The following is a 14,230-nucleotide window of genomic DNA, read 5'->3' as shown; positions in this document are numbered from 1 at the left end:
GGGTTGCGCGGGCTCACACCCCCACGTACCGCTCCGACACGTCCGGCGTCAGATCCCCCATTTTGCCGCTCCAGACCGTCTCGCCCCGCTCCAGCAGCACCGCGCGGTCCGCCACCTGCGCCAGTTCCCGCACCGATTTATCGATCACCAGAAGCGCCATCTCGGTGGCATCCCGCAATTGCCCCAACGCCGCCCAGATTTCGGCCCGTACAAGCGGTGCAAGCCCCTCGGTGGCCTCGTCGAGGATCATCAGGCTGGGGTTGGTCATCAGCGCCCGGCCAATCGCCAGCATCTGCTGCTCACCGCCCGACAGTGACGCCGCCACCTGCCCCGCACGCTCTTCCAGCCGCGGAAACAAATCCGCCACCTTTGCCTGGTCCCACGGGCCGGGCCGCGCCGCGGCCAACAGGTTCTCCGCAACCGTCAGGTCCCGGAAACACCGCCGCCCCTCGGGCACAAGGCCGATGCCCAGCCGCGCGGCCCGGTGGCTCGGCAGATTGTGCAAATCCTGCCCGTCGAAGTGCAAGACACCCCGGCTGGGGATCATCCGGCAGATCGCCCGCACGGTGGTGGTCTTGCCCATCCCGTTGCGTCCCATCAGTGCCACGGCCTCGCCCGCGCCCACCTCCAAGTCCACGCCGAACAGCGCCTGGCTTGCGCCATAGCTTGCCTCCAGCCCCTCGACCCGCAACAGGCTCATGCCTCTTCCCCCAGATAGGCGTCGCGCACCGCCCGGTCCGCCCGGATCTCGGCCACTGTTCCCGTCGCGATGATCCGCCCGTAGACCAGCACGCTGATCCGGTCCGCCAGGGCAAAGACCGCGTCCATGTCATGCTCCACCAGCAGGATCGGCGCCGTGCCGCGCAATTCACTCAGGAACCCCGTCATCCGTTTCGAGCCTTCCGCGCCCAGCCCCGCCATCGGCTCGTCCATCACGAAGGCCCGCGGGCCAAGGCTCAGCGCCACCGCCACTTCCAACTGCCGCCGCTGCCCGTGCGACAGGTCCGCACACCGCGTCGCCGCCACGTCCTCCAATCCCACCTGCGCCAGCGCCGCCTCGGCCCTGTCGCGCAAATCGGCCTGTCGCAACGCCGCCCCGAAAAACCGCCAGGGCCGCCCCACGGCCCCCAGCGCGCCCAGCACCACGTTCTGCAGCACCGTGTCTTCCATCGCCAACTGCGACACCTGGAACGTCCGGCCCAGCCCGGCCCGCGCCCGCGCCGCCGCTCCCGTTCGGGTCACGTCGGTCCCGCCTAGCCAGACCTCGCCCGCATCCGGGCGCAAAAGCCCGCAAACCTGCTGGATCAAAGTCGACTTTCCTGCGCCATTCGGCCCAATGATGGCGTGGATCTCCCCCGCCTTCAGCTCCAGCGACACGTCCTCGCTCGCGGTCAGCGCACCGAACCGCTTCGTGATCCCCCGCGTCTCCAGCACCGGCTCAGTCATGCGCCACCGCCCTGCCCGCCAAGAGCCCCACGATGCCGCCCCGCGCAAACAACACGATCAAGAGCAGGATCACCCCCAGCCAGATCAACCAGAACTCCGTCAATCCGCCCAACCAATGCTCCAACACCACAAAGACCGCGGCGCCGACCACCGGCCCGAACAACCGCCCAACCCCGCCCAGAATGACAAGGATGATGATCTCACCCGAGAACTGCCAGCTGAACATCGTCGGGCTGACAAACCGGTTGAGATCGGCAAAAAGCGCTCCCGCCAGCCCCGTGATCGCGCCGGAAATCACGAACGCCACCAGCTTCAGACGCATCGGGTTCAGCCCCACCGTCTCCACTCGCACCGGCACCTGCCGTGCCGCGTTCAACGCCAGCCCGAAAGGCGACCGCATCAGCCGCGCGTTCAGCCACAGCACCGCACAGAGGATCGCGAAACACAGGCCGAAGAACTGGATCGGCACCAGCGTGTTCAGCCCCGGAAAGCCGTTGCGCACATAGATCGACAGGCCGTCCTCGCCGCCATAGGCGCTCCACGAGATCGCGAAGTAGAAAAACATCTGGCCAAAGGCCAACGTAATCATGATGAAATAGACCCCGCTCGTGCGCAGGCTCAGAACCCCGATCACCAGCGCCGCCAGCGCCGAGGCCACGACGGCCACGAGCCATATGACCGGCATGTTCTTGGTGCCTTCGATCAACATCGGCCACTCGGTTACCGCGGTATAGGTCTGCGCATGATGCGCCAGGATGCCCATCGCATATCCGCCGATGCCAAAGAACACCGCGTGGCCCAAGCTCACCAGCCCGCCCAGTCCCAGCGCGATGTTCAGCCCCACCGCGGCCAGCGCCAAAATCGCCACGCGCGTCGCCAGCGTGATCGTGAACGGCTCGTCCGCCACGAGCGCCCAAAGCGGCACCGCAACCAGCCCGGCCAGAACCGCAAAGTTGACCCAGAATTCCCGGCGCTTTCCCCCGATCATGCCCGCGCTCCGAACAGGCCCGTGGGCCGCCAGACCAGCACCGCGCTCATCAGGATGTAGATCGCCATCGACGCCAGCGATGCCCCAACCTGCGTGCCCGCCGCCGGCTCCATGAACAGCTTGAAGAGCTCGGGCAGGAAGATGCCGCCCAGCGTGTCCGTCAGCCCCACCAGGATCGCGCCCACGAAGGCCCCCCGGATCGACCCGATCCCCCCGATCACGATCACCACGAAAGCCAGGATCAGCACCGGTTCGCCCATGCCAACCTGCACCGACTGGATCGCGCCCACCAGCGCGCCCGCCAGCCCCGCCAACGCCGCACCCAGCGCAAAAACAAGCGTGTACAGCTTCGAAATATCCACGCCCAACGCCGCGATCATCTCCCGATCGTTCTCCCCGGCCCGGATACGGATGCCGACCCGCGTGCGTTCGATCAACAGCCACAGACCTACCGCCACGGCCAGCCCCACACCGATCAGCGCCAGCCGGTACAGCGGATACTGTATCCCCCCAGGCAGCGTCACCGGCCCCGACAGCGCGTCAGGAATGTCCAGGTACAGCGGGAAAGAGCCAAAGAGGTACCGCGTGCCCTCAGAGAAGATCAGGATCAGCGCGAAAGTGGCCAGCACCTGGTCCAGGTGATCGGTTGCGTATAATCTCCGGATCACCGCCACTTCCACGACCGCGCCGACCGCCGCCGCCACGGCCAGCGCCGCGCCCAGCGCCAGCAGGAAGCTTCCCGTCGCCGCCGCCACCGCCGCCGCCGCAAAGGCGCCCACCATGTAGAGCGACCCGTGCGCGAGGTTGATCAGCCCCATGACCCCGAAAATCAGCGTCAGGCCCGCGGCCATCAGAAACAGCATCACCCCGAACTGAAGCCCGTTCAGAACCTGTTCGATGATCAGAATGCTCGACATCCGCGCCGCTGTCCCCTGCCGCTATCCGCTGCCCGATGGCGCGGGGTTAAACCACGCCCGGCGTCCAAGGCCAAGCCCCCGCAGCACGCGCGCTCTGTTTCTCCGATGCGGTACGGCCCGACTCGCGCTGCTCTTCCTTTTGCAGGACGGGCGGTCAGGGTTTTCTCGCGAAAACAATCGCTTGCCGCTTAACCCCATTTTAAGCCGGTCGTCCTAGCATCCGGCCAGTAACGCATATGCAGTGTGAAGGGCCCCGCATGACAGAACCAGACACTCCAGCAGATGACGCGCCGCTCGACCTTCCCGAGCGCATGGATTTCGCCGCCTGTGAAACCTTGGCGGCCAGCCTCGATGACCGCCGCGGCGCGCGACTTCGCCTTCACGCCGGCAAAGTCGGCTTTCTCGGCGCCCTTGCGGCCGAGATTCTGCTGCGCGCCCGGCAGGAATGGCAGGCCGACGGCACCGCGTTCGACCTGATCGACCCGTCGCCCGATTTTCTCAAGGGGCTGGCGCTGCTCGGCATCCCTCGAAATGCCCTGGTTCAAGAGGATCCCGCATGACACGCATTCTGGCTGTCGACGATTCGCGCACGATGCGCAGCATGTTGCAACAGGCCCTGACCGGCGCCGGGTTCGAGGTTGAACTCGCCGAAGATGGTGTTGACGGGCTCGAGCGCCTCGAAACTGCCGATCCCGACCTGATCATCACCGACATCAACATGCCGCGGCTCGACGGGTTCGGATTCATCGACGGGGTGCGCAAGGGCGATCGGGTCTCGACCGTGCCGATCCTGGTGCTGACCACCGAAAGCGGCGACGCGCTCAAGCAGCGCGCGCGCGACGCCGGCGCCACCGGCTGGATTGTCAAGCCGTTCGACGAGGAGAAGCTTGTTCAGATCATCCAGCGTCTCGTGGTCTGAGGAAGGGATAAACACATGAACGACCTCAACCAGATGTTCTTTCAGGAATGTGACGACCTGCTCGAACAGCTCTCCTCCGGCCTGAACGACCTCGAGGCGGGCGCGGGCGACGAAGAAACCGTCAACAGCATGTTCCGCGCCGTCCATTCGATGAAAGGTGGCGCCGGGGCCTTCGGCCTGGATCAACTCGTCTCCTTCGCCCACGCGTTCGAGAACGTGCTCGACGACATCCGCAGCCAACGGCTGGTGGTGGGCGACAATGTCGTCAACCTGCTGCTGACCGCCAGCGATCACCTCGCCGACCTCGTCGAGGCCGCCAGTCAGGGCACCGAACTGCCGTCCGAACAGGGCGCATCAATCCTCAGCGACCTCAAACATATCAGCAACGCCGCCAACGGCACCTCCGGCGACGAGCAAGAGACCGTTGAAGAGGTCGACGAAGCCGATTTTCAACCGACTTTTCTCGCGATCGATGGCGACCTGCCCTCGCTCGACGACATGGCGGCCCCCGAGTCTGATGCGCCGGTAACAATCCGGTTCAAGGCCTCGCAACAGCTCTTTGCCAACGGCCACGATCCCGCGATCCTGTTCCGCAGCCTCGAAACCCTCGGCAAGCTCGAGGTCGAGGCCGACCTCTCCGCGCTCACGCCCCTTCGCGACGGTCCCTGGTCCGAGCCCGCGCTCAGCTGGACGCTGACCTTCACCGCCGACGACTCCGTCGACGAGGCCGCCATTCGCGAAGTCTTCGAATTCGTCGAGGGACTGTGCGAACTCGAGATTTCCGCAGCCGAGACCGGCCCCGGCGGCCTGCCGCCGCTGCCCGCGCCGTCCGATATCCAGCTGCGGCCTGATGCCATGGCCAAAGACACGGTCACGGCAGCTGCGGTGGCGCAACCGGCCGACGACGCTCCGGCGCCGAACCAATCCGAAGCGGTGGCGCCGGCCAATAGCGGCCCCCCGGCCGCGTCCCGACCCGCCAGTTCCCGCACCAGCACGATCCGCGTCGACCTGGACAGGGTCGACCGGCTGATCAATCTCGTGGGCGAGCTTGTCATTGCCGAGGCGATGTTGCGCCAGTCGATGGACGAAATGCCCAGCTCCGCCAACAGCGGCGTGGATGAGGCCATGAGCCAGCTCAAGACGCTCTCCGGTGCGATCCAGGAAAGCGTCATGGCGATCCGCGCGCAACCCGTGCGTAGCCTTTTTCAGCGTATGTCGCGGATTGTCCGCGAAACAGCCCGGGAGGCCGGAAAATCCGCCCGTCTGGTCACCGTGGGTGACGCGACCGAAGTGGACAAGACCGTCACGGAACGCCTCGTTGAACCCTTGACACACATGATCCGCAACGCCATCGACCACGGGCTGGAAACGCCCGAGGCGCGGCGCGCTGCCGGCAAGGACGAACGCGGCACGGTCACGCTGGAGGCAAGCCACCGCTCGGGCCGCGTGGTTATCCTCATCAAGGACGACGGGGCGGGCATCAACCGTGAAAAGGTGCGTCAGATCGCCATCGAGAAAGGGCTCATCAGACCCGAGGACGATCTCGGCGACAGCGACATCGACAACCTGCTTTTCCGCCCCGGCTTTTCAACCGCCGGCGAAATCTCAAACCTCTCAGGCCGCGGAGTCGGGATGGATGTCGTCCGCAACGAGATCCAGTCCCTAGGCGGCCGCGTCAGCCTACAATCGATGCCCGGTCGCGGCACCTCGGTCACTGTGTCCCTGCCGCTGACCTTGGCGGTGCTTGAAGGCATGGTCGTCAAGATCGCAGACCAGTCGCTGATCGTCCCCACTCTGCCCCTGCGCGAGATGCTGCAACCCGGCCAGGCCAAGGTGCACACGCTTTGCGATGGTGACAGCGTACTAGCGCTCAACGGCGAGATGGTCCCGATCAGGGATCTCGGCACCGCCCTCGGCTTCCGCTCCACGCCTGTCAGCCTCGGCAACCAGTCCCTGCTACTGATCGAGGGCGACTCCGGTCATCGCTACGCCCTCGCCGTCGACGGCATCGCCGAACAGCGCGAAGTCGTGATCAAGGGCCTCGAACAAAACTATCAGAAAATCCCGGGCATCGCCGCTGCGACCATTCTCGGTGACGGGAAGATCGCGCTCATCGTCGACACCGACCAGATGATCGTCCCTCCCGGCCAGGGGGGATGGGTCGACCGCGCCTGGCCAGACGCCACAGGAGACTTCCATCATGCATGACACCCAGACCGGATCCAGAACCGCCAACCGGGTCGAGATCGTTTGCTTTACCGTCGAAGACCAGGATTTCAGCATCGAAATATCGCATGTTCTCGAAATCCGAGGCTGGACAAGCACCACCACCCTGCCACACGCGCCCGACTTCGTCGTCGGGATGATGAACCTGCGCGGCACCGTCCTTCCGGTTGTCGATCTGTCGCTCCGGCTGGGCTTCGGCAAGACCGAACCGGGAAAGCGCCACGTCATCATCATCGCCCAGATCGACCACAAGATCATCGGTTTCCTGGTCGATGCCGTGTCCGACATCATCACCGTGGACGAAGCCGAGATGCAGGCGACCCCCGATGTTTCCTCCTCCCGAACCCAGGCGTTCATCCGCGGAGTCCATTCACTCGATGACAAGCTCGTCCGGGCAATCGATGTCCGCGAGGTTCTGCCAAGAGAGGCCCCGTTGAGCGCATGAAAGACCACCCTCAGGCCGTGGCACCACCTCTGATCAGTCCCGACGAATTCGCCACCGTCGCCGACCTGCTCAAGCGCATGACCGGCATCCATATCGGCAGCAACAAGCGGGCGATGGTGTCAGGGCGCCTGGCCAAGCGACTTAAGGCGCTGGAGATCGATTCGGTCGACGTCTACTGCACCTGGCTGCAACAGCCCGGCAACGCCGCCGAGCAGGACGCGTTCATTTCCGCGCTAACCACCAATATGACCCGGTTCAACCGCGAGGATCACCACTTTATACACCTTGCCGACCATATCCTGCCCGGGCTTGCCGCCGCCGCCCGCGCGGGCGGGCGCATACGGCTGTGGTCCGCCGCCTGCTCCACCGGTGAAGAAGCTTATGACCTGGCCTTCCGCATGCTAGATGCCTGCCCCGAAGCCGCCCAACTCAATCTGCGAATTCTGGCGACCGACATCGACAAGTCGGCCCTTTCCATCGCCCGCGCCGGCATCTACCCCGCCGCGAGCCTCGGTGACCTTCCTGACGGGTTCGCCGACCGCCATCTCGAGCGGGGGGCCGGCGCCAACGGCATGGCGCGTGTGGCGCAGGGCGCACGTGACCTGATCACGTTCCGCTGCCTGAACCTCAATGGCGAGTGGCCCTTCAAGGGTGGTTTCGACGTCATCATGTGCCGGAATGTCACGATCTATTTCGACGAGGACACGCAAGCGCGGCTGTGGCAGCGGCTCGCAGACCGGATCCTGCCGGGCGGCGCACTCTATATTGGCCACTCGGAGCTTCTACCCGAATCCATCGCCATGCGCTTCACCCAGCAGGAACGTGGCGCCTTCTGCCTTCCGCCCGACGCCCCGCCTCGAACCCAGCGCCGCGGTGCGGATCTGAACACGGCTGAGGCCCAGCGCCCAGACAGCAACGGAGGCCTCGGATGAGCCTGAGAGACAAACTGCATATCCTCGTCGTCGACGACATGTCCACCAGCCGCGGGCTTTTGACCCAGGCGCTCGACGAGTTGGGGATCAAGAATTACCGCACCGAGGCCGACGGCCACACCGCCTGGAGCAGCCTCGCCGCCAAGCCCGTGCACCTAGTGATCTCGGACTTCAACATGCCGCGCATGGACGGGCTGCAACTGCTCGAGGCGATCCGCTCGCATCGTGCGATCGCCCGCACCGGCTTCATCCTTGTGACCGGACGAGCCGACAAGGAAATCATCGAACGCGGCACCCGCCTGGGCATGAACAATTACCTCAAGAAACCTTTCCAGACCGCGCAACTCAAGGCGTGCATCGAGAAGGTCGTTGGCCGTCTCTGAGCCCCCCGCACCAGTCAACCAGCAGGAGCATTTCGTGTCGCCTCGTCCCATTTCACGCCTACTGCACATTCTCGCCGAGGAAACCGACGACCTCGCGGGCATCGCGCAAAGTCTGGATAACCTGATTCCCGAACTTGTCGCGCAATTGCCTGAAAATGCGACGGCCAACCTGCACGACCTTCAGCGGGTCGATGCACTCTGGCAGCACCTGCGCGACATCTCGCGGGTATTGAAAACCGTGTCGACCTCGGTCGAAGCCGAGGCACGGCTCGATATCACCCTACTGCTCACCCAGGTTCGCCTCGACTATTTCCGGCACCGGTTACTGAATGATCCCGTGAAACCCGATCTGGGGTGCGGTGACGGTAAGCCGATCCTGTTCTGAAACCTCCACGACGCCCGAAGCGGCCGCCTCTTTAAGGACCTTTCGCGATGCAACACACGGCAACGGCCTCTGACCCTGCAACCGACCATCCCGCGCCCACCGGAGCCGAGGTCGACTTTCCGCCCGAGCACCTGTTGGCCTCCGCGACCGACGCCCGCGGCGTCATCCACTATGCCAATCAGGAATTCTGCGACATCGCACGCATGTCGAAGGAGTATATCAATGGTGCCCCGCACAAGGTCGTGCGCCACCCCGACATGCCCCGCGGCCTCTTTCACCTGATGTGGGACCGGCTCCATGCCAAGCTTCCTGTCTGTACCTACGTCAAGAACTCCACCGCCGATGGCGGCTTTTACTGGGTGTTCGCAACAGTTACGCCGACGCGCGATGGCTATCTCTCAGTTCGGATCAAGCCGCGCTCGGAATTCTTCGAACTGACCCGCGACATCTACGCCGCCATGGTGACTGAGGAGGCCCGCGGCCTGCCTCCGGACAAAAGCGCGGAGTGGATGCTCGCGCGCCTTGCAGAACACGGATACCCCGATTTCGACGCCTTTACCTACGCCGCGCTCGATGCCGAGTTCGGGATCCGCGAAGATATCGACACCGGCAGCGAGTCCGACTTCGGCAAGATCGTCCGCCTGACCGAGTTGATGGACAAGTCGGATACCCTCGTTCAGGAGATCATCGGCATATTCCAAAAGGTCCGCGGGGAGCCGATCAATCTGCGTATCCTGTCCGGCCGGCTTGAAGGGGCCGGTGTCGCGATCGGCACCATTTCCAAGAACTATGAAACGATGTCGGCGGACATGTACCAGATGATCGAGCGGCTGCGCTGCGACGAGACCGGCTTGCTGGTGCGTATGCGCAACGCGCTCGGACGGGCGAAAAGCGCGACGCAGATCGCTACCCTGATGGATCTGACCGCACGGCAATCCGCGGCCAAGTACGATGCAGCCGAACGCAACCTGGGAGGACGCGAGATCCTGCACGCCCAGTCCGAGGCGCTCTCCGAAATCAGCCGTATCGCGGTGTCCGAGGTCGCAAACATGGGCAAGCTCGTCCCAGATGTCTGCCGTCAGCTGCGCCGTCGGATCAACGGCCTCGACCTCGTCAAGCTTCTCTGCCGGGTCGAAAGTGGCCGGATGAGCGATGTCGATAGCGGCCTTGTCGGCATCATTCGCCGCCTGGAGGAGGCGCACCACCAGACCGACCGGCACCTGGCAACCCTGTCAGCCACTGCATTCCAGATCGACTCCACCTCGAAATCGCTCTGAGCCGGGGCGGTTCAGGGGTTCTTAAATCTTATCGCCGATGATGCAGCTGACCTTGACTGTATCCAACCACCGGAGGCATCCATGAAACACACGCTCACCACACTTGCCGCGACGGTATTTTCCGTCGCCGGCGCCCAGGCCGCCAACGACTATGATGGAGCGTTGACCGACTTGGCCAACAGCACAATCTCCGCTTGGGTTACCGATCCCGTCGTCTTGGGCGCCATTCGGTCCCAGAACGCCTCGACCGCCGACCTGACCGAGCACGAGATCATCGCGCTCGACGCCACTTGGCGTCAACAGACCGTCGCGGGCGGAGACCTGATCGATTCGGTGCTGTCGAACGACCTTTCAAAGCACCTCAAAGAGATCCACATGCAGGGCGCGGGGCGTTACACCGAGATCTTCGTCACAGATATCCGCGGCCTCAATGTCGGCCAAAGCAGCGTCACGTCCGACTACTGGCAAGGCGACGAGGACAAGTGGCAGGTGCCGCACGAGACGTCCGGCATCCATATCGGCGAAGTCGAATTCGACGAATCCAGCCAAGCCTACCAAAGCCAAGTCAGCGTTCCAATCATGGATGACGGCAGCTTCGTCGGCGTGATTACCGTCGGCGTCAATATCGAGATGCTCGCCTCCGCAAACTGAACCTTTTACCAAACGGGAGCCCGTGATGACCACGACCGCAGCACCCTCGGACACCGGTTTCGGCCGGGTCACTGCCCCCCTTTCGGCGCTGAGCATCCACTCGAAAATCGCCGTCGCCGTCGCCTTGGGCTTCCTTCTTACATTCGGGGTTTGCTTTGCCTTGCTCAGCAAGAATCTCAGCTCCATGACGCTTGAAAAACAGGCGGCGGACCAGGCGTTTCTGGCCGAAATGCTGTCCAAGCAGATGCGCGGACCGATGCAGTTCAAGGACGGCGCGCGCCTGGCTGAAATTTACTCGTCGGCCACCGAAACAGATGTCTCGCTTATCGCGATAGACATTCGGCACGCGTCGGGCGAGCAACTGGCCACCCACAACGCGCGCGACACCCCGCCGAAGCTTCTGTCGCAGACGCTCAACCGGGTTATGGAAACCAAGACTCCGGCGCAGGAAAAAAGCGGGGATCTCGGCATAATCGCCGTTCCGGTTATGGCCAAGGACGGTGTGACACTCTTAGGGGTCGCCGGCTTTGCCTGGGACAACGGCGTCTTCCTGGCCGCTCAGCAGAAGCAGATACTCACCGTTCTGGGTATCAGCGCCTTGGTGGCCATCGGCGGGCTTATCATGATCGTTTTTGCGGTCTCGCATCTCGTGACCGGGCCGATCAAGGCACTCAGCCGGGCCATGCAGTCCGTTTCCAGCCACGATTACACCATCGGGATTCCCGGCGTACACCGCGGCGACGAGATCGGCACGATGGCGCAAGGCTTGGAAGGGTTCCGCGATACTCTCCTCCGGGATGAAACCGAGGCCCGCAAGCGGCAGGAGCATACCGCGCTGCGGCAAAAACTACTGCACAAGTTGGGCGAACACATGTCGCGGCTTTCTTCCGGTCAGACAGATTGCAAGATCGAGACCGCCGATTTCGAGGGCCTCGATTCGGACCACCTCGAAATCTGCGAAAACTTCAACGACGTCGTCTCGAGCCTGCGCGACATGCTGTCCACAATCGTCTCCACCGCCGACAGCGTGCGCACCAGCTCGAAGGAAATCTCCGAGGTGGCCGAGGATCAGTCGAAACGCTCTGAGGCCCAGGCTGCGACCCTCGAGGAATCAGCTGCCGCCATCGAAGAGCTGAACACCAGCGTTCAGATGACAGCTACCCTGGCGTTGGACGCCAACGAACGGATTGCAGACAACAAGAAGCGTGCCGCGACCGGCGGCGCGGTTGTCGATCGCACGGTCAAGGCAATGCGCGACATCGAGGAATCCTCGCAGCAGATCACCGCGATCATCGGCGTGATCGACGACATCGCGTTCCAGACCAATCTTCTCGCCCTGAATGCCGGCGTCGAGGCCGCGCGTGCGGGCGATTCCGGCCGCGGCTTTGCAGTGGTCGCCTCCGAAGTACGCGCCCTGGCGCAGCGAGCCTCGGATTCCGCAAACGAGATCAAGGAACTCATCACGCGCTCCAGCGAGCACGTCACCGAGGGCAGCGAGCTTGCCAACCAAGCAGGTACGGCGCTCAGCGATATCATTGACGGCGTCAATCATGTCTCAGACTTGGTGTCGCGCATCGCCACCGGCTCCAGCGAACAGGCGACCAATCTAGCCGAAATCAAGGACAGCGTGACCGAACTCGACAAGGTGACCCAACAGAACGCGGCCGTGATCGAGGAATCCTCGGCCGCCAGCCGCAGCCTCAGCCACGAGGCACAGCGCATGTCCGAGATCCTGCGCCAGTTCAACCTCGACGAACTGCGTGAAACAGGCTCTGACACCGCACGCTCGCTCGCCGCGGCACCGGTCAGAACCGGCTGGGAAGACGAAATCGCCAGGGCGGAAACGCAAGACGCCGCACCGGAAAAGCCGGACATCGCGGTCAGCACAATCGCGCCCAGTTCCGTGGCGGTGAACGGCCAGGAAGACTGGCATGACTTCTGATCGATCTTCCACCGTCACGCGGGGCCGGGAGGCTGGATGACGCATCTCGGCAACCGCCACGCACCGCGGCCGGAAACGGCCGGTCCAACCGGCCAGGCACCAGGCTCCGTTGACGGTGCCGTCTTCATTCCGCTGTTTCAGGGTGAGACCCGGATCTCGGACCGGCGGGACGAAATCATGACCACGATCCTCGGCTCTTGTATCGCTACATGTATGTGGGACACCATGGCAGGCGTGGGCGGCATGAACCACTTCCTGCTGCCGGGCGCCACCAGCGACCGTGGCGATAACATGCGCTATGGCGTGAATGCCATGGAACTTCTGATCAACGGCCTTCTGAAAAAGGGGGCCGACCGCAGGCGGCTTGAGGTTAAGCTTTTCGGCGGTGCCAAGATGTTCGAAGGCGGGGCCGGGATTGGGGCCAAGAATGCCAGTTTCGCCCAATGGTACGTCGAGAACGAAGGCTTCACCGTGACGGGCAGCTGTTTGGGCGGCACCCGCGGTCGCAAGATTCGGTTCTGGCCGGCTTCCGGCCGGGTCCAGCAATGCTTCATGACAACCATGACGGACCCGGCTGTGCCCGTCGCCACGCGACAGTCGCGTGACGACAACGCGGCGCAAGGTGATATTCAGCTCTTCTAATCCTTCGCTCCTCGGTCCGGCATTTCGTCTGTGGGCGTGATCGATGATACCGTCCCAACGCCGGCCTCAACCGTGCCTATTGCCACCGCGCATTCGCGAAACAAGTCGAGCCAAACCTTGGGAACACTATCCATATCTCCAGAAACGATCACGTCCGAGTTGGCACATGGTCTCTCGGAAAGCTCATAGAGGCATCGCACTTTTCCGGGCTGCGCGCACAATAACGGCTGACCAAAGAACCAAAGCCCGCCAGCGACGGCGCGACCTGACCGACCGGATCTTGCTGAAACACAGCGAACACCGCGCCTGCCACCGGCGAACGCGCAGGGGTGCCAAGCATTCCCGGGGGCACCGGTGCGCCCGCTTTCTTCCCCGTGGTCCGGTTTATCAGCCGCTCAGGACGCCCTTGGCAACGGGGCCGCATCCTGTGCCGCCATCCCCGGCCTGGCCTGCACCGCACGTCCGGCCGTGGCGGTCCTGAACATGGACATCTGCACCGACAATTCCCGCGCGTCCGACGCCAGGACCTTGCTGACCGCCGTGGATTGCTCGACCATCGCAGCGTTCTGCTGAGTCACGGTATCGAGCTGCCCGACCGCGCTGTTGATTTCCGACAACGACACGGCCTGTTCCGAAGCACCATCGGTAATCTTGTTGATATGAGCATAGATATCCGCCACGCCAGCCACGATCTTCTTCAGTTCCACCCCCGCCTGGTGGACAAGGTCCACCCCAGACGAGACGTGCTGCGAGCTGTCGGTGATCAGCGTCTTGATCTCGTCCGCCGCCTCGGCCGAGCGCTGCGCCAACAGGCGGATTTCGGAGGCCACAACCGCAAAGCCGCGTCCCGCGTCTCCCGCCCGGGCCGCCTCGACACCGGCATTCAGCGCCAGCAGGTTGGTCTGGAAAGCGATATCGTCGATCACGCCGATGATCTGCGAGATCTGGTTGGACGACTCTTCGATATTGGCCATCGCGTTCACCGCATTCTCGACGACCTTGCCACCGTGCTCGGCGGTCACGCGGGCGGAACTGGCAGATCTTTCGACGTCCTTGGCGCCTTCCGCCGCGGATTCC

16 protein-coding genes are annotated in these 14,230 nt (G+C 63.8%); 11 read left to right on the top strand and 5 right to left on the bottom strand.

What is annotated here, in order from left to right; all coding sequences use genetic code 11:
• Positions 1-13: 13 nt before the first annotated feature.
• From FIU86_RS04545 to FIU86_RS04530, 4 genes are read right to left on the bottom strand one after another with little or no spacing between them, the layout of a single operon-like run.
• Complete coding sequence (locus FIU86_RS04545) at positions 14-700, bottom strand: ABC transporter ATP-binding protein (protein ID WP_152473981.1); 687 nt, start codon at positions 698-700, stop codon at positions 14-16.
• Complete coding sequence (locus tag FIU86_RS04540; protein WP_152473980.1) at positions 697-1,446, bottom strand: ABC transporter ATP-binding protein; 750 nt, start codon at positions 1,444-1,446, stop codon at positions 697-699. Before FIU86_RS04540 ends, FIU86_RS04545 begins: the two co-directional genes overlap by 4 nt.
• Positions 1,439-2,434, bottom strand: a complete 996-nt coding sequence (locus FIU86_RS04535; protein WP_152473979.1) for a branched-chain amino acid ABC transporter permease — start codon at positions 2,432-2,434, stop codon at positions 1,439-1,441. The genes FIU86_RS04540 and FIU86_RS04535 overlap by 8 nt, the downstream gene beginning before the upstream one ends.
• Positions 2,431-3,351 (bottom strand): branched-chain amino acid ABC transporter permease, encoded by a 921-nt coding sequence (locus FIU86_RS04530; RefSeq protein ID WP_152473978.1) that lies wholly within the window; start codon positions 3,349-3,351, stop codon positions 2,431-2,433. The genes FIU86_RS04535 and FIU86_RS04530 overlap by 4 nt, the downstream gene beginning before the upstream one ends.
• A 257-nt stretch (positions 3,352-3,608) precedes the next feature.
• Between FIU86_RS04530 and FIU86_RS04525 the strand changes: the two genes are divergently transcribed.
• From FIU86_RS04525 to FIU86_RS04475, 11 genes are all read left to right on the top strand, one after another.
• Positions 3,609-3,911, top strand: a complete 303-nt coding sequence (locus tag FIU86_RS04525) for an STAS domain-containing protein (RefSeq protein WP_172977428.1) — start codon at positions 3,609-3,611, stop codon at positions 3,909-3,911.
• Entirely contained in the window at positions 3,908-4,270 is a 363-nt protein-coding gene (locus FIU86_RS04520; RefSeq protein WP_152473976.1) for a response regulator, read from the top strand. Before FIU86_RS04525 ends, FIU86_RS04520 begins: the two co-directional genes overlap by 4 nt.
• 15 nt (positions 4,271-4,285) lie before the next feature.
• The gene (locus FIU86_RS04515) at positions 4,286-6,478 is read left to right on the top strand and encodes a chemotaxis protein CheA (protein WP_152473975.1); all 2,193 of its coding nucleotides are present in this window, start codon (positions 4,286-4,288) and stop codon (positions 6,476-6,478) included.
• Positions 6,471-6,941, top strand: coding sequence for a chemotaxis protein CheW (locus tag FIU86_RS04510; protein ID WP_152473974.1), 471 nt, complete (start codon positions 6,471-6,473; stop codon positions 6,939-6,941). The genes FIU86_RS04515 and FIU86_RS04510 overlap by 8 nt, the downstream gene beginning before the upstream one ends.
• Positions 6,938-7,873: a protein-glutamate O-methyltransferase CheR gene (locus FIU86_RS04505; RefSeq protein WP_152473973.1), complete on the top strand. Its 936-nt coding sequence runs from the start codon at positions 6,938-6,940 to the stop codon at positions 7,871-7,873. Before FIU86_RS04510 ends, FIU86_RS04505 begins: the two co-directional genes overlap by 4 nt.
• The gene (locus FIU86_RS04500; RefSeq protein ID WP_152473972.1) at positions 7,870-8,256 is read left to right on the top strand and encodes a response regulator; all 387 of its coding nucleotides are present in this window, start codon (positions 7,870-7,872) and stop codon (positions 8,254-8,256) included. Before FIU86_RS04505 ends, FIU86_RS04500 begins: the two co-directional genes overlap by 4 nt.
• Before the next feature lie 34 nt (positions 8,257-8,290).
• Positions 8,291-8,641, top strand: a complete 351-nt coding sequence (locus FIU86_RS04495) for a hypothetical protein (RefSeq protein ID WP_152473971.1) — start codon at positions 8,291-8,293, stop codon at positions 8,639-8,641.
• Positions 8,642-8,688: 47 nt separating this feature from the next.
• Positions 8,689-9,918: a PAS domain-containing protein gene (locus tag FIU86_RS04490; RefSeq protein ID WP_152473970.1), complete on the top strand. Its 1,230-nt coding sequence runs from the start codon at positions 8,689-8,691 to the stop codon at positions 9,916-9,918.
• 81 nt (positions 9,919-9,999) lie between these two features.
• A complete protein-coding gene (locus FIU86_RS04485) occupies positions 10,000-10,569 on the top strand; it encodes a PDC sensor domain-containing protein (RefSeq protein WP_152473969.1) in 570 nt (189 codons plus the stop codon).
• 25 nt (positions 10,570-10,594) lie between these two features.
• Positions 10,595-12,511 carry a methyl-accepting chemotaxis protein gene (locus FIU86_RS04480; RefSeq protein ID WP_152473968.1) on the top strand — a complete coding sequence of 639 codons (1,917 nt, stop codon included), beginning with the start codon at positions 10,595-10,597 and terminating at the stop codon, positions 12,509-12,511.
• Between the two features lie 36 nt (positions 12,512-12,547).
• Entirely contained in the window at positions 12,548-13,153 is a 606-nt protein-coding gene (locus tag FIU86_RS04475; protein WP_152473967.1) for a chemotaxis protein CheD, read from the top strand.
• Between the two features lie 395 nt (positions 13,154-13,548).
• Here the strand turns inward: FIU86_RS04475 and FIU86_RS22775 are convergent, their stop codons facing one another.
• The gene (locus tag FIU86_RS22775) at positions 13,549-14,175 is read right to left on the bottom strand and encodes a methyl-accepting chemotaxis protein (protein WP_254703938.1); all 627 of its coding nucleotides are present in this window, start codon (positions 14,173-14,175) and stop codon (positions 13,549-13,551) included.
• Between the last annotated feature and the right edge of the window lie 55 nt (positions 14,176-14,230).

This window comes from Roseovarius sp. THAF9 (assembly GCF_009363715.1).
Lineage (GTDB): Bacteria > Pseudomonadota > Alphaproteobacteria > Rhodobacterales > Rhodobacteraceae > Roseovarius.
Note: the sequence above shows the minus strand (reverse complement) of the source record. Positions and strands in the feature narration are given on the sequence as shown.